24 protein-coding genes and 1 pseudogene are annotated in these 25,943 nt (G+C 35.9%); 20 read left to right on the top strand and 5 right to left on the bottom strand.

Annotated elements, in window-relative coordinates; genetic code table 11:
* Together KKG99_00445 and KKG99_00450 are read left to right on the top strand one after the other, a co-directional pair.
* On the top strand, window positions 1-618 hold a 618-nt coding region (locus tag KKG99_00445), incomplete at its 5' end, for a HAMP domain-containing histidine kinase (GenBank protein ID MBU1011445.1).
* Between the two features lie 9 nt (window positions 619-627).
* Entirely contained in the window at window positions 628-3,921 is a 3,294-nt protein-coding gene (locus tag KKG99_00450; GenBank protein MBU1011446.1) for a hypothetical protein, read from the top strand.
* A 140-nt stretch (window positions 3,922-4,061) separates the two neighbouring features.
* Here KKG99_00450 and KKG99_00455 read toward each other — a convergent pair whose 3' ends face one another.
* Genes KKG99_00455 through KKG99_00465 form a run of 3 tightly spaced genes read right to left on the bottom strand, consistent with a single transcriptional unit; the run spans window position 4,062 to window position 6,108 of the window.
* Window positions 4,062-4,457: a GntR family transcriptional regulator gene (locus tag KKG99_00455; GenBank protein ID MBU1011447.1), complete on the bottom strand. Its 396-nt coding sequence runs from the start codon at window positions 4,455-4,457 to the stop codon at window positions 4,062-4,064.
* 1 nt (window position 4,458) lies between these two features.
* Window positions 4,459-5,265, bottom strand: a complete 807-nt coding sequence (locus KKG99_00460) for a hypothetical protein (GenBank protein MBU1011448.1) — start codon at window positions 5,263-5,265, stop codon at window positions 4,459-4,461.
* Between the two features lie 3 nt (window positions 5,266-5,268).
* Window positions 5,269-6,108, bottom strand: a complete 840-nt coding sequence (locus KKG99_00465) for an ABC transporter ATP-binding protein (protein ID MBU1011449.1) — start codon at window positions 6,106-6,108, stop codon at window positions 5,269-5,271.
* Between the two features lie 185 nt (window positions 6,109-6,293).
* Here KKG99_00465 and KKG99_00470 point away from each other — a divergent pair, with 185 nt between their 5' ends.
* The 9 genes and pseudogenes from KKG99_00470 (at window position 6,294) to KKG99_00510 (ending at window position 16,757) form a co-directional block, all read left to right on the top strand.
* On the top strand, window positions 6,294-7,697 hold the full coding sequence (locus tag KKG99_00470; GenBank protein MBU1011450.1) for an amidophosphoribosyltransferase: 1,404 nt from the start codon (window positions 6,294-6,296) through the stop codon (window positions 7,695-7,697).
* A gap of 122 nt (window positions 7,698-7,819) precedes the next feature.
* Window positions 7,820-11,101 (top strand): PDZ domain-containing protein, encoded by a 3,282-nt coding sequence (locus tag KKG99_00475; GenBank protein ID MBU1011451.1) that lies wholly within the window; start codon window positions 7,820-7,822, stop codon window positions 11,099-11,101.
* A gap of 175 nt (window positions 11,102-11,276) precedes the next feature.
* Window positions 11,277-12,224, top strand: a complete 948-nt coding sequence (locus KKG99_00480) for a tetratricopeptide repeat protein (GenBank protein MBU1011452.1) — start codon at window positions 11,277-11,279, stop codon at window positions 12,222-12,224.
* Between the two features lie 345 nt (window positions 12,225-12,569).
* Window positions 12,570-12,770, top strand: a pseudogene (locus KKG99_00485) (VOC family protein).
* Window positions 12,771-12,798: 28 nt separating this feature from the next.
* Window positions 12,799-13,428: a hypothetical protein gene (locus KKG99_00490; GenBank protein ID MBU1011453.1), complete on the top strand. Its 630-nt coding sequence runs from the start codon at window positions 12,799-12,801 to the stop codon at window positions 13,426-13,428.
* A 56-nt stretch (window positions 13,429-13,484) separates the two neighbouring features.
* A complete protein-coding gene (locus KKG99_00495; GenBank protein ID MBU1011454.1) occupies window positions 13,485-14,621 on the top strand; it encodes a DUF4105 domain-containing protein in 1,137 nt (378 codons plus the stop codon).
* Window positions 14,622-14,692: 71 nt separating this feature from the next.
* On the top strand, window positions 14,693-15,052 hold the full coding sequence (locus KKG99_00500; GenBank protein ID MBU1011455.1) for a cupin domain-containing protein: 360 nt from the start codon (window positions 14,693-14,695) through the stop codon (window positions 15,050-15,052).
* A gap of 1 nt (window position 15,053) precedes the next feature.
* Window positions 15,054-15,815, top strand: coding sequence for an SDR family oxidoreductase (locus KKG99_00505; GenBank protein ID MBU1011456.1), 762 nt, complete (start codon window positions 15,054-15,056; stop codon window positions 15,813-15,815).
* A gap of 24 nt (window positions 15,816-15,839) precedes the next feature.
* A complete protein-coding gene (locus tag KKG99_00510) occupies window positions 15,840-16,757 on the top strand; it encodes a DMT family transporter (GenBank protein ID MBU1011457.1) in 918 nt (305 codons plus the stop codon).
* Between the two features lie 12 nt (window positions 16,758-16,769).
* Here KKG99_00510 and KKG99_00515 read toward each other — a convergent pair whose 3' ends face one another.
* Together KKG99_00515 and KKG99_00520 are read right to left on the bottom strand one after the other, a co-directional pair.
* On the bottom strand, window positions 16,770-17,282 hold the full coding sequence (locus tag KKG99_00515) for a M23 family metallopeptidase (GenBank protein ID MBU1011458.1): 513 nt from the start codon (window positions 17,280-17,282) through the stop codon (window positions 16,770-16,772).
* A 6-nt stretch (window positions 17,283-17,288) separates the two neighbouring features.
* Window positions 17,289-19,874 carry a peptidase M14 family protein gene (locus tag KKG99_00520; protein MBU1011459.1) on the bottom strand — a complete coding sequence of 862 codons (2,586 nt, stop codon included), beginning with the start codon at window positions 19,872-19,874 and terminating at the stop codon, window positions 17,289-17,291.
* A 143-nt stretch (window positions 19,875-20,017) separates the two neighbouring features.
* Between KKG99_00520 and KKG99_00525 the strand changes: the two genes are divergently transcribed.
* The 9 genes from KKG99_00525 (at window position 20,018) to KKG99_00565 (ending at window position 25,868) form a co-directional block, all read left to right on the top strand.
* The gene (locus KKG99_00525) at window positions 20,018-20,230 is read left to right on the top strand and encodes a heavy-metal-associated domain-containing protein (GenBank protein ID MBU1011460.1); all 213 of its coding nucleotides are present in this window, start codon (window positions 20,018-20,020) and stop codon (window positions 20,228-20,230) included.
* Window positions 20,231-20,267: 37 nt separating this feature from the next.
* On the top strand, window positions 20,268-21,644 hold the full coding sequence (locus KKG99_00530; GenBank protein ID MBU1011461.1) for a 4Fe-4S dicluster domain-containing protein: 1,377 nt from the start codon (window positions 20,268-20,270) through the stop codon (window positions 21,642-21,644).
* 28 nt (window positions 21,645-21,672) lie between these two features.
* Window positions 21,673-21,957 (top strand): DUF493 domain-containing protein, encoded by a 285-nt coding sequence (locus KKG99_00535; protein MBU1011462.1) that lies wholly within the window; start codon window positions 21,673-21,675, stop codon window positions 21,955-21,957.
* A gap of 15 nt (window positions 21,958-21,972) precedes the next feature.
* Window positions 21,973-22,359, top strand: coding sequence for a fluoride efflux transporter CrcB (gene crcB, locus KKG99_00540; GenBank protein ID MBU1011463.1), 387 nt, complete (start codon window positions 21,973-21,975; stop codon window positions 22,357-22,359).
* A gap of 3 nt (window positions 22,360-22,362) precedes the next feature.
* Entirely contained in the window at window positions 22,363-22,701 is a 339-nt protein-coding gene (locus KKG99_00545) for a DUF190 domain-containing protein (GenBank protein ID MBU1011464.1), read from the top strand.
* A 2-nt stretch (window positions 22,702-22,703) separates the two neighbouring features.
* Entirely contained in the window at window positions 22,704-23,273 is a 570-nt protein-coding gene (locus KKG99_00550; GenBank protein ID MBU1011465.1) for a hypothetical protein, read from the top strand.
* Window positions 23,274-23,276: 3 nt separating this feature from the next.
* On the top strand, window positions 23,277-23,546 hold the full coding sequence (locus KKG99_00555) for an acylphosphatase (protein ID MBU1011466.1): 270 nt from the start codon (window positions 23,277-23,279) through the stop codon (window positions 23,544-23,546).
* A 439-nt stretch (window positions 23,547-23,985) separates the two neighbouring features.
* On the top strand, window positions 23,986-24,543 hold the full coding sequence (locus KKG99_00560) for a superoxide dismutase family protein (GenBank protein ID MBU1011467.1): 558 nt from the start codon (window positions 23,986-23,988) through the stop codon (window positions 24,541-24,543).
* A 161-nt stretch (window positions 24,544-24,704) separates the two neighbouring features.
* The gene (locus tag KKG99_00565; GenBank protein MBU1011468.1) at window positions 24,705-25,868 is read left to right on the top strand and encodes a DEAD/DEAH box helicase; all 1,164 of its coding nucleotides are present in this window, start codon (window positions 24,705-24,707) and stop codon (window positions 25,866-25,868) included.
* The last annotated feature ends 75 nt before the right edge of the window (window positions 25,869-25,943 follow it).

Raw genomic sequence — 25,943 nt, forward strand, 5'->3', positions numbered from 1 at the left:
ATGGACAAAAATGAAAAAGAAGTGAAATACGATGATTTTGATGATGCACATAGGAAAAGAATGATCAATGAAATTGATAAGTCATCAAAGTCAACTTACGAATTATTAGAAAACCTGCTCACTTGGTCAAGATCGCAAAGTGGTAAAATTGCAATTAATAAAGAACACATCAAAATTAAAGAATTAATAACGAGTTGCATCAATCCTTACCTGCCAAATGCGAAAGCAAAAAATATATCAATCATTGAAGACGTCGATAATAATATTTCATTTTATGCCGATAAATATACCTTTTCAAACATCATCGGCAATCTGCTCAATAATGCCATAAAATTCACCCATGTTGGAGGTGAAATTAAAATTTCCATAACAGAAACAAACACCCATCAACAATTGATCGTTGAGGACAATGGTATCGGTATCGGACAAAATGATCTCGATAAACTTTTTCGTATTGATGAAAGTCATTCGAAACCAGGGACCAATAATGAACGAGGAACTGGATTAGGTTTACTGCTGTGCAAAGAATTTATTGAAATGAATAATGGAACCATTGAGGTGGAAAGTATAATTGCAAAAGGATCGCGTTTTACTATTAAATTGCCAAAAATTAATTAACGGGTGCGTATGAAAAAAAGCCAGATTGTTACATTTATAATTCTATTTATCATAATCTCAACTTATTCCCAAAATTTATCATTAAAATTTCATCAATATACAATTAAAGATGGGCTTTCTCAATCTACCGTGAGAGGAATTGTACAAGATAAATATGGTTTTATTTGGGTTGGAACCCAAGACGGATTAAACAGATTCGATGGGAACGAATTTAAAATATTTAAGAATGATCCTAAGAATCCTCATTCCATTTCTGACAACTATATCATTAATATTTATCAGGATAGTGATAACGATCTTTGGATTGGGACTCAATTAGGGCTAAGCCGCTATGACTTCGAATCTGAACGTTTTATTAAGTACTCGGTTGAAGATCAGAAAGGCCACCTCATTTCAGAAAACACAATAAATGTCATTGCTGAGTCAAAAGAAACACAAGGCTTGTTGTGGCTTGGCACGAAACAGGACTTAATCAGTTTCAATAAAAAGACTAACCAATTTACCAAATATATTCTGCCTTATACAAATTCTTTGAAAAAGGACCATCCAATAAATTCGATTTACGAAGCACCTTCTGAGGTTGGAATTTTATGGATTGGAACCACAGATGAGCTATTCCGGTTTGATATTAAAACAGGAAGCTTCGAACATTACAACACCGAAGAAGGGTTAAGTAACAACACTGTAAATTATATTTATGAGGATTCACAGAAGAATTTATGGATAGGCACGAATGATGGATTGAATAATTTAAACAGGATCACAAAAAAAATTACGGTTTATAAAAACATACCTGGAGATCCAAATAGCCTTGGAAGCAATTTTATTCAAAATATCTTTGAAGATAGCCGACATAATCTTTGGATTGGGACTGTAGGAGGCGGACTAAATTTATTCGACCGAAATACTCAACGATTCACAAGTTGGATTAATCAACCTGGTAATCCGATGAGTATTAGCAATAACAATGTTTGGAATGTATTCGAAGATCAATCGGGTATACTTTGGGTTACATCAGGCGGTAACGGACTAAATAAAATCAATCCCAATTATAACAACTTCGGATATTATTATCATGATCCGAATAATCCCAAAAGCCTGATTGGAAATACCATCAGGTCTATCATCGTCGACTCAAATAACTTACTATGGGTTGGAACTACTACCGGAATCAGCATTATTGATCGTAATAAAGATATTTTCACACACCTCCTGCATCAGCCGGATAATAAAAATTCAATAAGCAGTAATCAAATCAGAGTTCTTTCTCAGGATAAAAACGGGTTCATATGGATCGGGACCAGAGATGGTGGGCTTGACCGTTATGATCCAATTTCTAAAACATTCAGGCATTACAAAATGGATGTAGATAACCCTAATAGTATTAGCAGCAACAATATCATCTCCATTTATCACGATGAGGATGGGACTTTATGGATAGGAACAATTGCAGGAGGATTGAATCATTTTAACCCTAAAACGGAAATTTTCAAACATTACTTTTATGACAAAGATGATTCAAACAGTATTAACGACAACAATGTTTTCTCTGTTATCGGAGATAAATATGGAAATATTTGGCTCGGAACGACAAGTGGAGTGGCAAGGCTCAACCCAAGTACAGACACTTTTAAAAGATACATAGCTAATCCAGCGGATACAAATAGTTTAAGCCATCATTTTATATTAGGATTGACTGAAGATCATTTAGGGAATATTTGGATAGGTACTTACGGGGGTGGATTAAACAGATTAGATCCTAAAACAGACCAGTTCACAAGGTATACCGAGTCAGATGGACTTCCAAATAATTCTGTATATATAGCAATAGAGGATGAAAATAACAACTTGTGGATGAGCACTAATAACGGAATTTCGAAGTTAGATCCGATGAAAGGAATATTTACAAATTATGATATTGAAGATGGAATTCAGGAAAGTGAGTTTAATGCAATGGCATATTATAAAAGCACTTCTGGTGAAATCTATATGGGGGGTATTAACGGATTGAATATATTCAATCCAAAAACCATTATCCATAACAGCCACATTCCACCGGTAGTAATTAACGACTTTCAAATATTCAACAAATCTGTAAGCCCCAACGATTCGATTAATGGATACACAATACTAACTAAATCAATATTAGAAACTGAATCAATCATCCTTACACACAGAGAAAATGTATTTTCATTCAGTTTTGCCACGCTGGATTTTACCAATCCTGAAAAGAATGAATTTGCCTATATCCTTGAAAACTTCGACACAGAATGGAATAATGTTGGAACAAGGCGCTATGTTACCTATACTGATCTTCCAGCGGGGAAATACACTTTTAGAGTTATAGGGTCGAGTAGCGCAGGCATTTGGAATGATATAGGCAAATCCATAAAAATTCTGATCAAACCACCATGGTGGGAAACTAAAATATTCTATTTCACTACCTTCCTCCTATTTGTCATGTTCTTGGTACTATTTATCAGGCTGCGTCTCAGAAAACTTAAAAATGAAAAGATAAAGCTTGAAAACAATGTTAAAGAACGTACCCGGGAAATTCAGAATAAAAACATAAGTCTTGAACAAAAGCAGATTGAACTGAAGGAGGCCAATGCCACTAAGGATAAATTTTTCTCAATTATGGCGCATGACCTCAGAAATCCTTTTAATGTCATACTTGGGTATGCCGACATTTTAAATTCTGAATATGATGATTATAATGATCTGGAGCGTAAGAGAATGATTCAAGAAATCAATAAATCGTCACAATTAACTTTTGATTTACTTGAAAACCTACTGACATGGTCCAGGTCGCAAAGTGGAAAAATTCAAATCGACAAAACTACTTTAAATCTTAAATCTCATGTTCTGAATAGCATTGAACCAAGCCTGTCAAATGCAAATGTAAAAAATATTTTAACCACAACTGAAATTCCTGAAAACATAGAAATTGAAGCGGATAAATTTACCATCGAAACTGTAATCCGAAATTTATATAGCAATGCAATCAAGTTTACACCTGATAACGGACAAGTTAAGATTTCTGCCATAGAAACGCAGAATAAAACTAAAATAATGATTCAGGACAATGGCATCGGAATGAATAAAGAGAGTATCGATAAATTATTTAGGATTGACATTAATTCATCCACACCAGGAACTAACAATGAGAGAGGTACCGGACTTGGACTAATCCTTTGTAAAGAATTCATTGAAATGAATAATGGAGATATCCAGGTGGAAAGTAAAATTGGAAAAGGCTCAAAATTCACGATTAGCCTTCCAAAAAAAGATATTTTAAATTAATCAACAATATTTTAAAGATTAAAAAAATTAGCCCGGTATGATTCCCGGGCTAATCATTGAATTATATAATCATTTTAAGCGTAATAAGAGCCGCTATCAGCATTACTGCAACTACTAAGAGTATTGCAGCAAAGATTTTATTACTTGTTTTTGTTAATATTTTCATCGCTTTGTGTATTTAATTTCCATTTTTTAAACATTTCTTCCAGATCCTTAAACGTAAGACCGATGAGTTCCATTTTTCTATAAAATTCGGGCAACTCAATTTCAATAAATTGTTGTTTTATCATATCAATCAAAATTGCTTTTGCATTAGGTGAAACAAAATAACCAATTCCTCTTTTATTATAAATTACACCAGTTTCCTGGAGATGTGTATAAGTCCTCATAACTGTATTTGGGTTGACTTCTAAATCTATCGCCAGTTGTCTTACAGAGGGAACTTTTTCGTCGGTCTGCCATAGCTCCTGCATAATGTTATTACCGAAGTAATCGGCAATCTGCATATAAATTGCTTGCTTGTCTCTAAATTCCATCTTATACCTCCCGTTCTTTAAGTTTAAAATATGCCGTAACGTATAATGCAGCTGTTAATGCTACCATTAATGACTTAAGCAAAACCCTTGCTTGTGCTTCAAGTATTACAGGGTCAAATCTATCAGTAGGGAATTGTGAATGATCAATATGGTTCATCATATTCCCAAAATTTTCCATCGAACCAAAAAGAATTAAGATTACAACAATGGCAAAAAGTGAATAAGCCCACTGAATAATCCATTGTGCCAGTATTGTTTTTACAATCGGATATTTTCGGAAAGTTGCTGCTCCTAAAATAAATATCGAATGTGCTAAAAAGAAGGCCTGTACAATCTCAATAACCCAAGTATGATTAAAAACCTTTAACCCATTAAAAACTTCAAAATCGTAACCGAAAGCACAAACCCATACACAATTAAATATTAAACTAAAGGCATGGTAGCTTAAAAAACTAAATACCACCCAAATAACAGAAGTTGAGATCAATGGCACTAAAAATTTTTCAAAAGTAGATGCAGGAATTAAGATCTGAGTGATCGCTTTTTCAGGTGTGTTCATATCCTGAAAAGCTCTACTGGCAAGTACAATCCCACCTAATAATATCATTATTAGCATCCCAACATAATGAAATGGCACGAAATTATAGAGGTTATAAGGATGGTTTCGATTTGCATATGCTATAAAAAACCCGATAATAAATAAGAGGGCAAAATATCCCAAAACAGTCAACATTAAAGTTTTTTTGTGCAGGCTAAATTTAAACCCGGCCAATAGCATTATTCTTTTAAAATCATATACCTGGTTCATAACTTAGTTATTTAAGTGTTTAACAATTTCATTTTGCTTACTCAAAACTGCATTAAATAGCAGTTCAAAATCAACGCGTGATTCGTGATCATCATTTCGCTCAGTCAACAGATAGTTCCCACCAAAAATTGGCTCGCTGTATAAAACGTTTACACCTTCGGGCGCCTTATCATGAACTTTCACAAAGCTTAACTTATTCGAAATATTTTCAATCGTTTCTTTGAAAACGATTTTACCATTTTCGATAATTACCAGCGGATCGATCAGGTTTTCAAGATCTCTTACCTGATGGGTAGAAATTACAAAAGTTCGTTCTTCGTTGGCAGTTGATGCAATAATCTTTCTAAACTTGCTTTTTGAGGGAATATCCAAACCATTGGTTGGTTCGTCCATAAAAACAATCGAACAATTGGTTGCAATTGCAAAAGCAATGATAAATTTTTTCTTTTGTCCATGCGAAAGCTTGTTAAGTTTTTTACCCCTTGTAACCTCAAATTCAGTAACTAATTCTTGAAATAACTTAAGATCGAATTTTGGATAGAAAGGTGAAACATTGGCAACATAGGTGTCCAGAGTGAAATCAGGCAAATAAAATTCCTCAGGAATGAGATAAATATCCTGCAGCATATTGGGTGTTCTTTTCGAAACATCTTCTCCATCGATTTCTAATTTGCCCTTTTGTGTGTATAGTAATCCGCACATTAGCTTTAACAAGGTAGTTTTACCTGCCCCGTTTTTCCCAAGCAGTCCATAAATACTGCCTTTAGTGATATCCAACTCAAGCTTATCAAATAATAAGCTACTTTTAGGATAACCAAATTCAAGATTTTTAATTGTCAACATATTTATTGTATTAGTGTATTACTTTATTAGTACACTGCAAATGTATAATGAGAATTTTTATTTTCCAAATTTTTTTTGAATTATTTTTAAAAAATCTTTCAAAGTCAATATTAACAACTTTTCAACATGCCTTAATTTTCATTTTTAAATGAAGTAGATTTACCCCTCATTTAACTACAAACATCATGGGCGGATTTTTTGGTACTATTTCAACTTCAAATTGCGTTAACGATTTATACTATGGTACAGATTATCATTCACATTTAGGAACAAAAAGAGGTGGGCTTGCTGTTGTTAAAGACAACATTTTCACCAAAGTTATTCACAGTCTTGAAAATTCTTATTTCAGGACCAAATTCGAACCTGAGCTTTCCAAGTTTATTGGTAACAGTGGTATTGGTGTGATTAGCGATAATGAATCGCAACCGATTGTCATTAATTCACATTTGGGAAAATTTGCCATAGTCACTGTCTGTAAAATCGCAAATATTCAGGAACTTACTGACAGGGCACTTCATCAAAAAAGACATTTTGCCGAAGCAGCTAGTGGCAAAACCAGTCCAAGTGAACTAATCGCCATGATGATCAATGAAAAGGATAGTATTGAAGAAGGGATTGAAAATGCCCAAAATTTAATTAAAGGCTCCTGCTCATTATTATTATTGACTAATGAAGGAATTTATGCAGCTCGTGACAAATTAGGCAGAACCCCCATTATTATTGGTAAAAAAGCCGGAGCATTAGCAGCTTGCTCCGAATCAAGCTCACTTTCCAATTTGGATTTTGAAATCGAACATTATGTTGGCCCGGGTGAAATCATTTTCATCACTCCCGATAAGTGGATACAAAAACGCAAGCCAAACGAAAAAATGCAGGTATGTTCTTTTTTATGGGTATACTATGGTTATCCCAGCTCCTACTATGAAGGTATCAATGTTGAAGAGTCAAGATATCGCTGTGGTGCTGCACTTGCACGAAATGATGACAAAGAGGTAGATTTTGTATCGGGCGTACCAGATTCAGGCATTGCACATGCGATTGGATATTCCAACGAAAAGCAAATTCCTTATAAAAGGGCTTATGTAAAATATACTCCTACCTGGCCACGTAGCTTTATGCCGCAAAATCAGGAAATGAGAAATTTGGTTGCCAAAATGAAATTAATCCCGAATGCTGCATTAACCGAAGGGAAAAAAATAGCCTTGTTAGATGATTCCATCGTAAGAGGAACACAGCTTCAGGATAATGTTCAGGTGCTAATGAAATCGGGAGCCAAAGAAGTTCATGTCCGTCCGGCATGCCCAACTTTGATCTTTCCATGCGAATTCCTGAATTTTTCGACATCGCGATCAACACTTGATTTAGCCGGAAGAAAAGCTATTAAAGAACTTGAAGGAGTTGAAGATGCAAATCTGAAAGAATACGCAGATCCTGATTCCCCAAAATGTGCCGCAATGGTTGAAAAAATACGTGAGAAAATGAATGTCACCTCGCTCCAATTTCAACGAATTGATGATTTGGTTGAAGCTATTGGTCTTCCTAAAGAAAAACTTTGTACCCATTGTTGGGATGGAACTAGTTATTTCTAATGATCGCCTGCTGAAAAATAATTTATATCTTGCTCGATTATTTACCTTTATGAAGGTTAATAGTATGCACCTTTTATATGGTGTAAATCATTATGACGTTTTTAATAATCAAACAATTTTTTATGAAGACACTACTAAAAATCAGTATTTTATTATTGTTCCTGAACACACAGGTATTTAGTCAAGGAACACAATTATTAAGGCAACCCACCATTTCTGCAAAAAACATTGTTTTTGTTTATGCAAATGATCTATGGAAAGTTGACCGAAACGGAGGTCAAGCAATGCGTTTAACTACATACGAAGGCGAAGAATCTCTTCCTCATTTCTCTCCTGATGAAAAATGGATTGCATTTACGGCCCAATACGGTGGCAACACTGATGTTTATGTAATTCCTGCAGAAGGAGGAACCCCAAAACGGCTAACCTGGCATCCGGGAGCAGACTTTGTAACAGGTTGGACTCCTGAAGGAGAAATCATGTTCCGATCTTCACGAATGGGTCAACCTACCAAAACAAATAAATTTTATAAAATTGGATTAAATGGCGGACTTCCTAAAGAAATTGATATACCGGGAGCAGCCTACGGCGAAATTTCACCCGACGGTAAATTCATCGCCTATGTTCCAATTACAAGTTGGGATCCCGAATGGAGAAATTATCGAGGTGGTCAAGCTATGCCAATTTGGATTGTTGATATGGCCACAAAAAATTTGATCCGTACCCCACAACCTACACAAGAGCGACATTTAGATCCTGTATGGTTTCAAAATAAAGTGTATTATCTATCTGAGCGTGACTATGCGAGTAATATCTGGTCGTTCGACCTAATTACCAAAGCTGAAGAACAAATTACTCATCACATGAAATTTGATGTAAAAAGTTTGGATGCTTGTAAGGATGCCATTGTTTACGAACAAGGTGGATATCTCCATTTAATTGACAATAATTCAAAAGAATCAAAACAGTTAAATATTGAAGTGAAAGGTGATATGAATTTTGCCATCACTCGTTGGAAAAATGTACCTGCCTCAGGTTTAACAAATGCCAATATTTCGCCTAACGGAAAACGTGCAATATTTGAGCATAGAGGCGAAATATTTACGGTACCTAAAGAAGATGGAAACTGGCGTAATATTACTAATACTTCCGGAATAGCAGACCGTTCGCCAATCTGGTCACCAAAAGGGGATCAGGTTGCATGGTTTTCGGACAATAGCGGAGAATATCAGCTTATGCTTGCCGATCAATACGGACAAAATATTAAACAATTCACTTTACCTAACCCTACTTTTTATTTTGTACCCGACTGGTCGCCCGATGGAAAATACATTGCCTATACCGATACCGATTATAATATATGGATCATCGACCTCAAGAGCGGAGTTGTAAAAAAAGCGGATACCGATCGGTTTGCCCATCCTAATCGTGACATGAACCCTGTTTGGTCGCCCGATAGCAAATGGATCACTTATGCCAGACAATTGGATAATAGCTATAAAGCAGCCTTTGTTTATAATGTTGAAACAGGGGAGCGCATTCAACTTACTGATGGAATGGCCGACGTTAAGACTCCTGTTTGGGACAAAAGCGGTAAGTATCTTTATTTTCTTTCAAGCACCAATTATGGGTTAAAGACCGGATGGTTGGATATGAGCTCCTATGATCCAAGTGCTACCTATAGTTTATATTGTTTGATTTTGGAAGAAGGTGTCCCATCCCCTACTTTAGCTAAGAGCGATGATGAAGAAGTTATTAAAGCAAAAGAAGATACAAAGGAAGCTGATGCAAAAAAAGGCAAAGAAACTAAAAAACCTGAACCGACGAAAGAAGAGAAGAAAATTGCAGATATAAAGATTACCAAAACAAATATTGCCGAGCGAATTATCGCTCTAAATATGCCCAATCGAGATTATAATTCACTTATTTCGGGACCTGAAAATGCCGTTTTTGTTTTAGAAGCCATAAAAAACCAAACTGGATTGACCATGCTGAAATACGATCTGAAAGAAAACAAATCGAAAGAATTCCTCGCCGGGGTGACTGATGCGGTTTGTTCTTCTGATGGAAATAATTTACTGTTTAAATCAGGTCAAACGTGGAGCATTGTAAGTACAAAAAGCACACCTAAAAAGGGCGATGGAGCTTTGAAACTTGATCTTAAAATCAAAATTGATCCTCAGGCCGAATATCATCAGATATTTAAAGAAGGATGGCGTTATATGCGCGATTTTCTTTATGTAAACAATGTTCATGGGGCACCATGGAACGATATCTATGAATGGTACTCACCCTGGATTAATCATGTTCGCCATCGTACTGACTTAAATTATGTAGTAGATATTTTGAGCGGTGAAGTTTCTATAGGTCACTCTTATGTTTCCGGAGGTGACATGCCCGATATAAATATGGTTCCTGTTGGATTGCTTGGTTGCGACTTTATTGAAGAAAATGGTTATTATAAAATCGCCAAAATTTACACCAGTGAAAGTTGGAACCCGGGTTTAAAAGCACCTCTTGCCATTCCCGGCATAAAGATAAAAGAAGACGATTATTTGCTTGCAGTAAATGGTCATGAGCTAAAAGCACCTACAAATCCTTACAGCTTATTTGAGCAAACAGCCGGTATGCAGGTAACTATCAGTGTTAATTCGACCACCGATCTTTCAACCGCGAAAAAAGTGGTGGTTGAGCCAGTAAGAAGCGAAGCACAACTTCGAAACATCGAATGGGTTGAAAACAATCGCAGAACTGTTGATAAATTATCGGGAGGTAAATTGGCTTATGTTTATGTTCCTAATACCAGCGGACCGGGATTCACCTCTTTCAATCGATACTATTTTGCACAGCAGGACAAAAAAGGTGCAGTTATCGACGAAAGAAACAACGGTGGAGGATCGGCGGCAGATTATTTCATTGACATTATGGCCAGACCGCTTTATGGTTATTTCAATAGTAGGGCTAATGACAACCGACCATGGACCACTCCGATGGCCGGAATTTGGGGGCCAAAAGTTATGATCATTAACGAAAGTGCCGGATCGGGAGGTGACCTGTTCCCTTATATGTTCCATAAAGCTAAATTAGGCCCAATGATTGGGACACGAACCTGGGGCGGATTGGTAGGCACCTGGGATACTCCTCCATTCATTGACGGTGGCAGAATGGTTGCTCCAAGAGGTGGATTTTATGATACTGATGGCAACTGGGCCGTTGAAGGGGTTGGCGTTGCTCCCGACTATGAAGTAATTCAGGAACCCAAATTGGTATTACAAGGCATCGACCCACAATTGGTAAAAGCTGTTGAAGTGGCAATGGAATTATTGAAAAACAATGAATTTCAGTTAAAACCGGAACCTCCGGCACCCATTCGCTCGTTACGTCCAAAAGGATTTAAGAAATAGGAATTGATTAAAGATAAGAAAGGTCACTTCGAGCAAGTCGAGAAGTGGCCTTTTTTATTTGGTTCCGACACTATCATCCTTCCCTGCCATTGCGATAAAGAAAGTCCCAACTCAAACACATTCCAAAAATCCCTATATTTATCAAGACCTTAATTTGAAATATAATTATCCTTGTATGAAAACTCAATTATTTAAATTTATATTCCTTGATATCTTAATAATCATTGGATTAACCGCTTGTACACCTACCCGGAAAAAAACGCAAAATGATTTCAGTCCAAAACTTCAGGCCCTTTCACTGATGGGAGATTCCTTATTCTCTGCTTCTCCATCCGAAAAGGTTACTAAAGATTATGAGCTGGCAAAAACAATTTATGATGCCGACACCAGAAACCCAGACAATTTAATATGGCTGGGACGTTGGGCCGCTTATACCGGCGATTATTTGGGTGCGATCAAAATTTTTACCAAAGGCATTGAGCAGTTCCCAAATGATGCACGTTTTTATCGCCACAGGGGACATCGATATATCAGCATTCGTAAATTTGATGATGCAATTGCTGATTTTGAGTATGCCATGACACTTATCCAAGATCAACCGGATGCAGTTGAACCTGATGGAGTGCCTAACACGATGAACCGACCTATTAGTTCCTTGCATTCGAATATCAGATATCACCTGGGTTTGGCTTATTATTTAACCAACCAACCGGATAAGGCATTAGAAGTTTATAAAACGGATATTAATTTGGCCACAAACGATGATAAAATAGTATCAACAAGTCATTGGTTGTATATGACTCTCCGATTACTGGGACAAAATGAAGAAGCGAAAAAAATGCTTGAACCCATTACCCGTGAGATGAATATCATTGAAAACTTTGATTATCACCAATTATTGTTGTTATATAAAGGTGAAATAATCGACACTGATTTACTGGGTGAAGATTATACAGTTACTATTAGTGAAGGCATGGCTTATGGTATCGCAAACTGGTATTATTATAATGGTCAGACAGATAAGGCTAAAGCAATGCTTGAGAAGATACTTAGCGGTAAACAATGGGCCGCTTTTGGCTATATTGCTTCTGAGGTCGACTATTCACGACGTTTTAAACCTTAAGGGAATTTACAATATTAATTATTGCTGATGTAATATACTTAATGAAGTAATGAAAGAAGTATGCGACTTTTCCTTTTTAGTATTTTGCTGTGTTAAACCAACAAAAATAGGTGCTGAACCCAAGAGGTTCATGATTGAAAAAAGGGCTCAGAAAGTCAGTAAAAATAAACTCATTTTTTCTTACAAAATTACATTTTTAAAAATCTATGAATGGTTAGATTTTAATTAAGTTTCAGTTCACCTGATTTTTAAAAGCTAATTTCTGTCCTTCACAATAGGCTTGTAAATAACACGTAACAATTAATATATAAATTACAGTCCTTTTTTATATATTTAACTTCAATTTTTATGATTAATTACCGGGTTCAGAATATTGAAGGTCTTGTAAAAAAATTAAAAGCTAATGGCGTAAACATTCTTGATGAAATTGAAACCTTTGATTATGGAAAATTTGTCCACATAATGGATTTTGAAGGAAATAAATTAGAACTTTGGGAACCCATTGATAGCGTATTTACAAAAATGGGCGAAAAAACTACCAAGTAGTAATAAAACTTAGCGTACGATAAAGTTTATGAATAAATATTCGGAAAATTGGCTGGAAGATGAATTAGCATTGCTAGAAGAATTAAACCATCCCATGAAAATCCAACAATATCTTGATAATATTGAATACGATTCGAAATCCGACACCCGATCACCAAGATATGTAATGATTGAAAAAAGTGCTCATTGCTTTGAGGGTGCAATGTTTGCGGCAGCTTGCCTTCAAAACATTGGATATAAACCACTAATTATCGATTTACGCGCGGTGAATGATGACGACCACGTCATTGCTGTTTTTCAAAAAAACAAGCTTTGGGGTTCTATCGCAAAATCAAATTTTACCACGTTAAGGTATCGTGAACCTGTTTATAAAAGCTTACGTGAGCTGGCAATGTCGTATTTTGATTTTTATTTTAATACTGCCGGTCAGAAAACACTACGTGAATATTCCATTCCACTAAACCTTAAACAATATGATCATATTCATTGGATGACGACCGATGCAGATTTAGAGCATATTGGCGACAAACTTGATAGCATGAAACATAATCCGCTCATCAGTAACGAAGCAGCTTCAGAACTTTCGGAAGTTAGCCCGTATTTGGTTGAAGCAGGATTAATGGGTTCGAATCCCGAAGGTTTGTTTAAACCGGAATGATTAAGAACCTCAAATATGAAATGATGGTTTTATTAGAAATTTATTCTCTTGCTTAGTTGAAAAGACACATTATCATAATAGCAATACTACTAATCTCAGGATTATTTCATGTTTATCCGAATAATCAGATTGAAATAAGCCTTCTTACCTGTTCAAGTGGTTCTGAATCCTATACTGCTTGGGGACACAGTGCCCTTAGAGTCATTGATAAAAACAAATCACTCGATATTGTTTATAATTTTGGTCTTTTTGATTTTAACACACCCAACTTTCACTTAAAATTTATCCGGGGTAAATTAAAATATCATTTAGGAATTCAATCAACCATAGATTTTTATGCGACTTATAAAGCTGAAAACAGACAAATTATTGAACAAAAACTGAGTCTTACCGATGAGAATGAAACTAAAATTATTGACAGATTGACTTATTTATATAGACCAGAAAACAGATATTACTATTATAATTTTACAAAGAAAAACTGTACAACCGAATTACGGGATTTAATTTTTGGAGAAATTGGATTCGAATTTCAAAATAAAAAAATAAGCAAGACCTACAGAAACCTGATCAATGAATCACTTACGGATAATCAATGGTTAAAATTAGGAATTAACCTAATTTTCGGAAAAGGAGTAGATGATGAAATTGATCGATTTAAAAGCATGTTTTTACCGGATTATCTTTCTAACGAAATAAATGAAGTAGAAGCAAACAACAAGAAATTGGTAGTTAGCCAAACAATCTACAATAAAGTTGATCAGAAAAAATCATCAGGACTAATCTTATTGAATCCTGCAATCATCTTTTCAATATTACTCATTTTAACCACCCTATTTAAATCAAATAAAATTCAATTCTCAATTTTCTTTATTATCGGTTTAACGGGAATTTTGCTTTTATCCATTTGGTTATTGACCGCACATCTAGAATCGAGAAACAATTTCAATCTTCTTTGGTGCAATCCTTTATACCTTTTATCGGCAATCCTTCTTTTCAAAGAAAATAATAAATTCGAAATATATTTGGCTATGGTTTTGCAGGCTTTAATCTTTGTCATTTTTATCGTCTGGATATTCAAGATTCAAAGTTGGGAAATTGAATTCCTGCCTATTGTCGCAATTTTAACCCGATATAATATTCGAACTATTAAAAAAGGATATAGGAATAGGATAATATACAGAAAATGTTAAATACAATTTGATAATTAATTGGGTTTTTATAAGAGGTTAGCGTATATAAATAAAACGAAAAAAACAAAACAATGATAAAAGCAATAAATTGGAAGGATGTACCCGAAGAACAAGTTAATCCATACATGAAAAGAAAGTTGGTTTATGGGGATAAAGTGATGATTGCCAAAATGAGATTCAAAGATGGGTTCGTGGTACCTTTACACAGTCATGAAAATGAACAAATCACTCATGTTACTTTTGGCAGCATGCGTTTCTGGTTTGGTGATGACAAAAAGGAAGTTGTAGATCTTCATGAGGGCGATACCATTGTGATTCCTGCAAACTTGCCTCATGAAGCCTTAATGATTGGTGATGTTGAAGAAACCGATACCTGGGCCCCTCCACGTATAGATTGGTTGGATGGAACGGATCATTACTTAAAAAGATAATATGGATTTAGGCATCAAAAACAAAAAAGCACTCATTATGGCTTCGAGTAAAGGCTTGGGCAAGAGTGTGGCACTGGAACTTGCAAGGGAAGGTGCAGAAGTAATGATTTGTGGAAGAACCGAGACCGATCTTATCGAAACGGCTAATGAAATTTCACAGATTAATAATGCAAAAGTGTATTATGTTGTCGGGGATGTATCTATTGCATCAGATCGTCATAAAATCTTAACCGAAGCCAAGTCAAAAATGGGAATGGTTGATATTTTGGTAACCAATTCGGGAGGGCCACCATTTGGCGACTTCGATCAGCATAATGAACAGGATTGGGAACAAGCCTATCGTTTATTGTTGGAGAGTGTTGTTGGAATGATCAAAAGGGTATTGCCCGATATGAAAAAACAAAAATGGGGCAGGATCATCTCGATCACTTCTCAAGCTGTAAAACAACCTGTTGAAGGTTTAATATTATCAAATTCGATACGGGCATCGGTGGTAGGATTGGTCAAGACGCTTTCGAATGAGCTGGGTGCTTATAATATTACGGTTAATAATGTGATGCCGGGATATACACAAACCAAACGATTAGAAAATCTGATTGCTAAAAATCCTAATTTGCTGAAAATAACCGAAGAGATTCCTTTGGGCCGAATTGGGAAACCTGAAGAATTTGCAGCAGCAGTCGTTTTTTTAGCAAGTGAAAGAGCAAGTTATATAACCGGAGTTTCTTTGCCTGTCGACGGTGGGTGGATCAAAGGAATTTAGTAATATCATTGCAAAACATTTCATATTTTGATTAAACCTTTACAAGATAAAAACAAGTTTTTAGGTTATGCATTTGCATTGCTTGCTACCGCCTTATGGTCGGGTAATTTTATCATCGCCCGGGATTTATCCACGAGCATTCCTCCTGCAAGTATTGCTTTTTGGAGATGGACGGTTGCCCTTATTGTAATTACGCCATTTGCTTTAAAATCGTTGATTAAAGATTGGGAAATTATTAAAAAAAATCTTCCTTATTTAATGATTACTTCAGTCTTAGGAATCACTGTTTTCAATACGCTGATTTATATTGCCGGTAGAACCACAACAGCCACAAACCTTTCATTGATTGCCATTAGCTTTCCAATTTTTATTTTTATTTTTTCAAGGATCTTTTATAAGGAAAGAATTTCTCTCAATAAGGTGATTGGAATTATAATGGTCGTTGTAGGAGTATTATATATAATTACAAAAGGATCAATTTCTGTACTCTTAAATTTATCTTTTACCATTGGCGACATTTGGATGTTGATAGCTTCCATCATTTTTGCAACCTACAGCCTTTTACTAAAGCGAAAGCCAAAAGAAATGAGCATTTGGGCATTTCAAATAGCGACTTTTTCTCTGGGATTAATCTTCTTATTTCCTTTTTTCATCTGGGAATATTCAACAGTGTCCTCCATTGTATTCGATACAAATTCCATCATTTCAATTTTGTATATTGGCGTTTTCGCTTCGCTGACTGCATTTGTTTTGTGGAATAATGCCATCCTGATAATTGGCCCGACAAAAGCCGGAATGATTTATTATACCTTGCCCCTCTTTAGTGGATTTTTAGCATTCGTAATTTTAAAAGAAAGTATAGGATTGATCCATTTGTTAAGTGCCCTGCTGATTATTTCTGGTATACTGATCGCTAATTATGAACTCAGAAAAATAAAATGACCTAAATGAACCTTACTTTAACAGAAATTCAGGATTCAATAAATTTTCAGGCATTTCATTTTCAAACCAATTGCCTCCCAAATACTTTTCGTGAACAATTACCGGATCAGACTTCCAGCACTCAAGGTGAAGCATAGCGTTTTTGCCGTATTTTAATTTTTGTACATAAACAGGGTCCTTCTCCCCTATTTTATCTCCGTCCAACACCTGACCGACTAATGCAACCACCTGCCCTTCGCTGATTAAATCACCCACTTTCACATTGGGATTTGCAACTTCTCCATATTTGATATAAAAATCATCCGACTTTACTATAACCTGGTAAGTGACATTCCAGTAATGAACAAAATCGGGATGGGTCATTATTTCAACAGCAACAACCTCTCCGTCTGTTATTGCATAAATTTCTACATTTTTATTTGAATATAAATCAATCCCACAATGATGACGGTCTCCCCGATCTTCCCAGAAAGAACCCTGCCCGGTGACAGGGATTTCTTTCATTACTTTTAATGGTTTGATCATATAAACTTATTCAATGATCGTGTTAAACAATAATTTAAAGGTTCCATCCATTTGGTTGCGCTGTTGAGTTCTGAAACCAATCAGCACAATTTTACCCTTACCATAATGAGTAAGGATCATTCCCGGTTTCTTCACGATATTATCCTTGCCGATGAGCCACCCGCTTTTCAACAAGTTTTCATCCTTATATCTGACAATCGTTTTATAATCTTCATTATTCCGGCTTGGTACAACTTCAAAGACAGGGCTGTTATTGAACATCACTAAACCCTCATCTGGCATACCATATGCCGAAGGATCGGTATTGTCAAAACTGACTTTTAAAGTTGAACCCGGGCAGAAGAATTCTTTTGAGGACAAACCTGTAGTTACATTTCGAACCTTTAAATCGAATTCATTCACAATATATTCGAATGAACGTCCAAGAGCCACAATAGTCCCCCCGTTTTTTACAAATTCCTTCAGGATTTTACCCCCGTCTTTACCAATTCCACTTTGATATTTTTCAGGGTATTTTTCAGGTGTACGGCGACTATTACTTGAATAAACACCTGTTATTCCTTCCGGAGAATCATCGGGTAACACAATCACATCCCATTTTTTATTAAGTTCGCCTTTTCTAAGTTCGCTGCTCATCAAAGTTTGGTAAGGAATAGCAAAATTCTCAAAGCATAAACGTGTCCAGCCTTCATCCATATTACCACCATCATATCGCTGAAATAATCCAACACGCCCTCTTTTTACCTGATGATTATTTACCGATGGATTCTCATTTAATGCAGTAAAATCTGTTCCTGTATTTTTAGCTACCTCACTGAGTATATTCTCCGATGCTTTTTCAATCATAAAATCGCCAGGCAGAAAATTCATAAACTTTTCATCCAAACGTTTCACCTTTATCCCTTTGTCAATCAACAGACTTACCGCTTTGTAAGCGTTATTTTGTCTGCCATCCAAAATATACCCGGCTTCTCCTTTTATTATTTTACCTTCAATCATTTCAGGATAACTTATTACCTTAAAATCACCATTTATATTAATGCTTTTCAAATCAACTGAAACTCCCATGAATTCTGCCATGGTATGCGTTGCCAAATCGTAAGGTCGGATAGGGGTCCCATCTTCCTGCATCGTATAGGTATTTTCAGGATAATGGGTTTCCATCAACAAATTACGAATTAGCCCCATTTTTGGTTGGGCTAATGAGATAATATAGGACCCTTTTTGGTAATTCATGTTTTCAACCACGAAATCAGAGCTTGCCTTTTTAATTTCAATACCCGATTGTAAAAGGATATTTACCATTTTTACCATGGTTAAATAATCGTGTTGCTTAGCAGGCAGCACTATTGTTTTAACCTCTCCGTCGGCTCCTCTTTCCGTTTGGTTCTTTGCTTTGAGGTAAGCTGTTTTTAATACTGTTTCCTTATTTCTGGCTGCCAAATCAAGTAATGACCAAGCAGCAGATTTTTGCTGAGCAACAATATCCCTAAGCCTCCACCATCCACCTAACCATGGATTTGGGAATGTCGACTGTGCTTCATAATCAGGGAATGCTCGTGTATCGGCCCTTAACTGTTCGGGATGAATATAGATGGGTGTAGCTAAGTTAACACCGGCTGATTCGGTTAACATCCCTGCAATATTATGAAATGGAGTAATCCAATGCCAGCCAAAATGCCCCCAACCTGAATATTGCGCTGCGTTCAAAATACCTTTAAATCCATCCTCTTCTAATTTATAGGCAATATGGGCACCATACCAGCTAATTTCCCTCCAAACCAATGGATCTGCAAACGGTCGGATAGGGTCACAATAAGGTGGGACAAAAAGACGTGCACCATAAGAACCCATATGATGTTGATCAATATAAGCTTGTGGTGGCCAGTCATTATACATGATTTTAGCCGTATATTTTGATTCTATCAGGTTCAGATAATCTCCATCGCGATTGTTATCATGGCCGCAATATTTATGGTATAAAAATGGCATACTCAATCCTTCATATTCTGTACCCACCGTTTCGTTGTACCAATCAGTAATCATTACCTCTCCATCCGGATTAAAGCAGGGAATCATGAAAAACAAAACATTATCCAAAATGCGCAAAGCTTCTTCATCATTTCTGCTCAACAAATCAAAAGTCAATTCAGGAGCCATCTGTGTACCGCCAACTTCAGATGCATGCAAACTCATCGACTCAAAAATAACCGCCTTGCCTTCTTTAATAAATTGCTGAAGTTGATCTTCTTTCAAATCTTTTGGATTGGAAATGCTTTTATTGATCATTTGCAAGCGTTCAAGGTTTTTATGATTCTCGGAAGATGTAATCAACAATACCAAAAAAGGATGACCTTCAGAGGATGGGCCCATATTATAAACTTTCATCCGATCACTTTGTCCTTCCAGTAAATTGAAGTAATCAACCATTTTATCCCACCTTGCCAGCTTTCTGTCGGCTCCCATTTGGAAACCAAAGAAATCTTCGGGTGAGGTTATTTTTTGTCCTATTATCGGACCTGTATAACAAAACATTCCGGTTAAAACAAAGGTGATTAACACGGATCGAGAAGCTAGTGTAAAAGTTTTCATATTTTTGGAGCCTTTAATTTGATTATCTAGTAAATTTAAAAATTTAACAGACATAATCCGGGGATTAAGGATTTTATCGACCAATTATTAAAACATTTCTATAATCATTTGAATACCTTTGTCGGACACTAAATATTTTCAAAATGAAAACCTATACTTTTAAAACCAACTTAAAGTGCAGTGGATGCGTATCCGGCTTAATGCCATTCATGAACGAACTCAAAGAAGTTCAAAAATGGGATGTGGATTTAGGCAGTGAGAAGAAAATTCTGAGTGTTAGTGCCGACGATTCTTTGGAAGTAAAAGATATTATTGCGACCGTAGCCAAGGCAGGATATAAAGCAGAAATTATCTAACTGCTATTTTAAGACAATTTTAAATATATTCAGTTATATGATTCTCAGCGAAATATACTTTTCAGGAAAAATACTATTATTATTAGGGATAGTTATCTTTTTGTGGATGTTATATTTCAGTATCCAATCTTTCAGTGAAAAAGAAATCAGGGCCGGAAGTATTTTCAGTTGGATTTGTATTTTATTGCCTCTGCCCTATTTTTTGATTGCTTTTCTTGAAATTCCAAACCAGGTGATCATTTCAAACATACTCATTTTTGTTACTTTATTCATCCCTATTCTTTTTTTCATACCGTTGGGAAAAAATAAAAACATCCTCATAGACTTACCAAAAAATAAAATTGACGAAAGAGATATCATGTTCTCCCGTCGCTTGCTGAAAAAGGGTAGCGAACAATATGTTGAATACTATAATCGGAAACCCAAGAATTTAGAACCTGACGAAAACTTCCGGCAAAGACCCGGCTTGTTGAGTAAAGAATCTGTACAGTATGATCCGCTAATGTTTGCAAGCTCTGAAGCTTCTTTCTTTACGGTTGATCGACTTGCAAAAGCCATCAATGGAAAGCCCGAAGGTGAACCTCAGCAATTGAATGAAAAAGAAATAAGTTTATACATAAAGAATTGGGCAAAGAAACTCGGCGCGTTAGAAGTCGGAATAACAATTCTTAAAGATTACCATATTTATTCCCATGCCGGTCGCGGAGATGATTATGGTTCAGAAATTAAACTCAAACATAAATTCGCCATTGCTTTTACAGTGGAAATGGATTTTGAATTTACAACAACTGGACCTCAGGCACCCATAGTCATGGAATCGGGTCAACAATATTTAAATGCCGGAACGATAGCCGTTCAAATTTCAGCATTTATCAGAAATTTAGGTCACGAAGCACGTGCGCATATTGATGCCAACTATCAGGTTATCTGCCCACTTGTAGCAAAAGATGCAGGTCTTGGCGAACTGGGCAGGATGGGATTGTTAATGACTCCTAAACATGGTCCAAGGGTTCGAATAGGTGTTGTTACGACCAACCTGCCGTTGGTAATAGACAAAAAGACTGACGACCATACCACGATTGATTTTTGTAATCGGTGCATGAAATGCGCGTATACCTGCCCCAGTCATGCTATATCTTCAGGAAAACGTGAAAAAATTGATGGAGTTTTAAGATGGCAGATCAATCAGGAAAAATGCTTTCAGTTTTGGTGTACCTCGGGCACCGATTGTGGCCGCTGCATGGCAGTTTGTCCTTACTCTCATCCAAACAATTTAATGCACCAAATAATACGTTTTGGTATTCGTAATAATATTTTGTTCAGAAGGGTTGCCGTAATTCTTGACGATTTGATTTATGGTAGAAAGCCAAAGCCCAAGCCAATTCCAGACTGGATGAAAGTGAGTAAAAATTAATATTATTGTTAATAGAAACTGATAACAGATGAGTGAAAATAATGGGAAACCTGATCCAAACAAAATAAAATATCCGGTAAATTACCAACTAAAATTAATCATGGATAATGCAATCCCTGTGGATGAGAATATTAAAAATATAAGTGCAAAACTCAATGAGTTGCAGATTAAATTTGGCAGCTTTAACTCACGCTTAAGCGCAAAATCAACTTATATAAGCTTTGGTGTAATGGTCAGAATTATTTCTGCAGATCAATTTAAAATACTTTATGAGGAACTCAAAGATGTCAAGGGCTTAAAAACGGCATTTTAATTTAATAATTGAAAGATGAATAAAATAGTGGCTCTAATCATTGGCGGCGCTGCGGGAACATTACTCAGATTTTGGGTATCTGGTTGGGCACAACGCTTATTTGCGGGCGTTTTTCCTTGGGGTACTTTGACTGTAAATTTGTTGGGGTCATTCCTGATTGGCTTCTTCTGGGGAATTTTTGAAAGAGGGAATATTTCGAACAATATCAGGTTATTTTTATTCATCGGTGTTTTTGGTGGATTCACTACTTTTTCAACATTTGCCCTTGAAAGTCTGAACCTTTTTAAAACCGGCCATGTTAAATTTGCAATAATCTACATCCTGGCATCTAATATCTTAGGACTATTATTTGTATATTTAGGATATATTCTGGCTAGATGGATAGCCATAACTAACAGATAAAAAATGGAAAAATCTATTGATGGAATTTTACTCCGGATCTTTATTAGTGAAAATGACACTTTCAAAGGATCGTGTTTATTTGAATTGATTGTTCAAAAGGCTAGGGAGTGCGGCATGGCCGGAGCCACTGTTTTTAGAGGTATTATGGGCTACTGTGGTAAAAATCAAATCCAAACATCCACCATTCTCAGACTTTCCGAAAACATGCCCATTGTCATTGAAATGGTTGACACCAAAGAAAACATCCAAAAATTTCTGCCTTTTCTAAAAGAAGTTGTTATCAATGGATTGGTCACAACCGAAAAAGCAAACATCATCATCCACCCACAGACTTTCGATTAAGTATGCATAGCATTGAACCATACTACTCCTGGCGCCATCTCTACATTGCCTCTGAGGATAAAAGATCCCCCTTTTACGGAAGAGCATATAGTGAGTTTGAATTCACACACGCTGTTTACAATTATTATATTCATCCTCAATGGGATGAAATTGGTTCCTCAACTTTATATGCTAAACTCTTGTTTGCCGATTACGAGAATGGATACTGTGTGATCGAATTTATTGGAGAATGGAACGACCTGTTGCATAATGACGTGATGGAACTAAAAAAGAATTTAATCGATGTATTAACCATAAACGATATTCATAAATTTATTTTATTAGGCGAACACGTCATGAATATGCACTCCGATGAAAACGATTATTATCAGGAATGGTTTGATGAAATTGAAGATGGTTGGATCGTTGGCCTAAATTTCCGCGATCATGTGATCAAAGAATTTGAAAATGCCCGTATCGATTACTATATTTCATTTGGCGGTAAGTTTGATGAATTTAATTGGAAAGTTTACAGACCCGATCAATTATTCGAACAGATTGATAAACTAATGATGAAACGATTAAATCCTTAATGAATGATTATTGCCAAAACATTTAAAATCTTCGGTAAAGTTCAAAATGTAGGCTTTCGGTTTTACACCCATAAAAAAGCAAAAGAATACAATATAATGGGATTTGTCAGAAATGAGCCCGACGGTTCCGTTTATATTGAAGCTGAAGGCGAATCCATATTTTTGGAAGTCTTTGAAACCTGGTGCAAGCTTGGCCCGCCATGGGCAAGGGTCAGTGATTTCAAATCCAACCAGTCACTAGTGATGAATTATTCCGATTTCAAAATAAAATGAAACTCCAATTCTTTTACAGATTATTTTGATTCATTCTAAATAATATTTACTTTTGACAGTATGTGTAATTCTTTTATTATGAAGATCACTGATTATCAGAAAACATAAACACATTAACACGTAAACACATAAACACTTATTGACATTCAGTGGACATTCAGTGGACATACAATAGTAATACGTTGTAATACATGGTAATACGATTGTGAATAGGAAGTTTTAACAATAAAACAATAAAGCACTTTAACACAAACACGTAAACACATAAACACTTATTGACATTTAGCAGACATTCAGTGGACATACAATAGTAATACATAGTAATGCGCTTGGGAATAGGAAATTTTAACAATGGAATAGTGAAACAATGGAACAATAAAGCACATTAATACTTTAACACGTAAACACGCTAACACATAAACACTTAAATTTTAAAACAATGAAAAAAAACATAAGCACCATTTTCGCCATTATCACCTCAGCAATTCTCATTATGTTGACCTATTACGCTACTGCACAAGACCATAAGATGCATAAGCAGTTACAATCAATTAACACTGCCATCTGTGTGCTTGGTCCTACCGAGGGTAGCGGCGTTTCAGGTACGATAACTTTTACTCGAACAATGCAGGGCATCAAAGTAGTTGCCGAACTTAACGGTTTAAGTGTTGGAGCTCATGGATTTCACATTCATGAATTTGGCGATTGTAGTGCTGCCGATGGTACTTCAGCAGGTGGTCATTTTAACCCCGAAGGACATGAACATGCAGGTTTGGATGCTGAAATGAATCATGTTGGTGATCTTGGCAATTTAGTGGCAGATCAAAATGGTCACGCCCATCTTGAATTCACCACAAATCAAATACAATTTGAAGGTACAAATTCAATAATAGGAAGATCGATAATCGTACATGCTCAGGCTGACGACCTTAAATCGCAACCAACCGGAAACGCCGGAGCACGTGTTGCTTGCGGAACCATTGGTATTACAAAATAAGACTGATACCTGTCTAACCTATTTTCTTTATCAAGATATACAAGCTTTGATATGCTGAATTTGCTTAATTTAGCATATTAAAATCAATTGCATATTTTTGTTATACATCATTCAACACGTAAATATTGAACTTTAACGATTTTGGCCTCCATCCGGACTTAATGAATGGAGTGAAGGCATTGGGCTTTGAAAACGCCACCCCCATACAAATACAAGCAATCCCTGTTATCCTCAAGGGTTCAGATATGATTGCTTCTGCACAAACCGGAACAGGAAAGACCGCCGCATTTTTATTACCTATTATTAATCAAATATTGTCATCCCCCGATCGGGATTCCATTCAAGCACTTATCATTGTCCCAACAAGGGAGTTAGCCATCCAAATTGATCAACAAATGGAAGGCTTGTCCTATTTCTGTCAGATAAGCTCTCTGGCTGTATATGGAGGCAATGATGGAGGAAGTTTTACGCAGGAAAAAAATGCATTATCGCAAGGAGCAGATATGATTATTTGCACTCCGGGTAGGATGATTTCGCATTTGGCTCAAAATTACGTCAAGACTTCAAAACTCAAATTTCTTGTTTTGGATGAAGCCGACCGCATGCTCGATATGGGTTTTCATGAAGACATTCTTAAAATTATTAGTTATCTGCCGGAAAAGAGACAAAACTTAATGTTTTCGGCAACCATGCCTGATCAAATTAGGGTATTGGCGAGAAAGGTTTTAAACAATCCATTTGAAATTAATATTGCTGCTTCGAAGCCAGCCGAAAAAATCCTTCAAATTGCATATGTAGTTTACGACAATCAAAAGATTCCACTTGTATTGTATCTGCTAGGAAATCAGAAAGCTAAAAGTGTGTTGATCTTTTGTTCGACCAAAAGTAGTGCAAAGGCACTTAGCAGAGAATTAAAGCTTTTAAATCTGGCTGTTGAGGATATTCATTCAGATTTGGATCAGATGAACCGTGAAAAGGTTTTGATGGATTTCAAAAATAAAAAGCTTAATATTTTAGTCGCAACAGATATTTTATCACGAGGAATCGATATTGAAGACATTGAACTCATTGTCAACTTTGATGTTCCACAGGATGGTGAAGATTATATTCATCGAATAGGGAGAACAGCCAGGGCAGATGCCGATGGTGTTGCGATTACCTTAATAAGTGAACGTGATCAAGGAAAGTTTGCTGTAATTGAAAAATTACTGGAGAAAGAAGTTTATAAAGGGAAAGTTCCCATTCAATTTGGGGATGCTCCAACTTATAATCCAAACAGTAAGCGAAATACGTTTAAAAAATTTGGGCGCAAGAAAAATAAATAATTAAATTTTTTAATTATCATAAATAGAGAGTTATTATTCTAATTAACCATCAATTAATAATTAATTTTTTCGATT

This window comes from Bacteroidota bacterium (assembly GCA_018816945.1).
In the GTDB taxonomy this organism is placed as follows: Bacteria; Bacteroidota; Bacteroidia; order Bacteroidales.

Coding starts and splice junctions, on each gene's coding strand:
- KKG99_00460 (MBU1011448.1), bottom strand. CDS start 5,265: ATGAACCAGGTATATGATTTTAAAAGAATAATGCTATTGGCCGGGTTT.
- KKG99_00455 (MBU1011447.1), bottom strand. CDS start 4,457: ATGGAATTTAGAGACAAGCAAGCAATTTATATGCAGATTGCCGATTAC.
- KKG99_00535 (MBU1011462.1), top strand. CDS start 21,673: ATGAGTGAAAATAATGGGAAACCTGATCCAAACAAAATAAAATATCCG.
- KKG99_00515 (MBU1011458.1), bottom strand. CDS start 17,282: ATGATCAAACCATTAAAAGTAATGAAAGAAATCCCTGTCACCGGGCAG.
- KKG99_00520 (MBU1011459.1), bottom strand. CDS start 19,874: ATGAAAACTTTTACACTAGCTTCTCGATCCGTGTTAATCACCTTTGTT.
- KKG99_00475 (MBU1011451.1), top strand. CDS start 7,820: ATGAAGACACTACTAAAAATCAGTATTTTATTATTGTTCCTGAACACA.
- KKG99_00480 (MBU1011452.1), top strand. CDS start 11,277: ATGAAAACTCAATTATTTAAATTTATATTCCTTGATATCTTAATAATC.
- KKG99_00550 (MBU1011465.1), top strand. CDS start 22,704: ATGCATAGCATTGAACCATACTACTCCTGGCGCCATCTCTACATTGCC.
- KKG99_00450 (MBU1011446.1), top strand. CDS start 628: ATGAAAAAAAGCCAGATTGTTACATTTATAATTCTATTTATCATAATC.
- KKG99_00545 (MBU1011464.1), top strand. CDS start 22,363: ATGGAAAAATCTATTGATGGAATTTTACTCCGGATCTTTATTAGTGAA.
- KKG99_00565 (MBU1011468.1), top strand. CDS start 24,705: ATGAATGGAGTGAAGGCATTGGGCTTTGAAAACGCCACCCCCATACAA.
- KKG99_00560 (MBU1011467.1), top strand. CDS start 23,986: ATGAAAAAAAACATAAGCACCATTTTCGCCATTATCACCTCAGCAATT.
- crcB (MBU1011463.1), top strand. CDS start 21,973: ATGAATAAAATAGTGGCTCTAATCATTGGCGGCGCTGCGGGAACATTA.
- KKG99_00525 (MBU1011460.1), top strand. CDS start 20,018: ATGAAAACCTATACTTTTAAAACCAACTTAAAGTGCAGTGGATGCGTA.
- KKG99_00500 (MBU1011455.1), top strand. CDS start 14,693: ATGATAAAAGCAATAAATTGGAAGGATGTACCCGAAGAACAAGTTAAT.
- KKG99_00490 (MBU1011453.1), top strand. CDS start 12,799: ATGAATAAATATTCGGAAAATTGGCTGGAAGATGAATTAGCATTGCTA.
- KKG99_00470 (MBU1011450.1), top strand. CDS start 6,294: ATGGGCGGATTTTTTGGTACTATTTCAACTTCAAATTGCGTTAACGAT.
- KKG99_00555 (MBU1011466.1), top strand. CDS start 23,277: ATGATTATTGCCAAAACATTTAAAATCTTCGGTAAAGTTCAAAATGTA.
- KKG99_00465 (MBU1011449.1), bottom strand. CDS start 6,108: ATGTTGACAATTAAAAATCTTGAATTTGGTTATCCTAAAAGTAGCTTA.
- KKG99_00505 (MBU1011456.1), top strand. CDS start 15,054: ATGGATTTAGGCATCAAAAACAAAAAAGCACTCATTATGGCTTCGAGT.
- KKG99_00530 (MBU1011461.1), top strand. CDS start 20,268: ATGATTCTCAGCGAAATATACTTTTCAGGAAAAATACTATTATTATTA.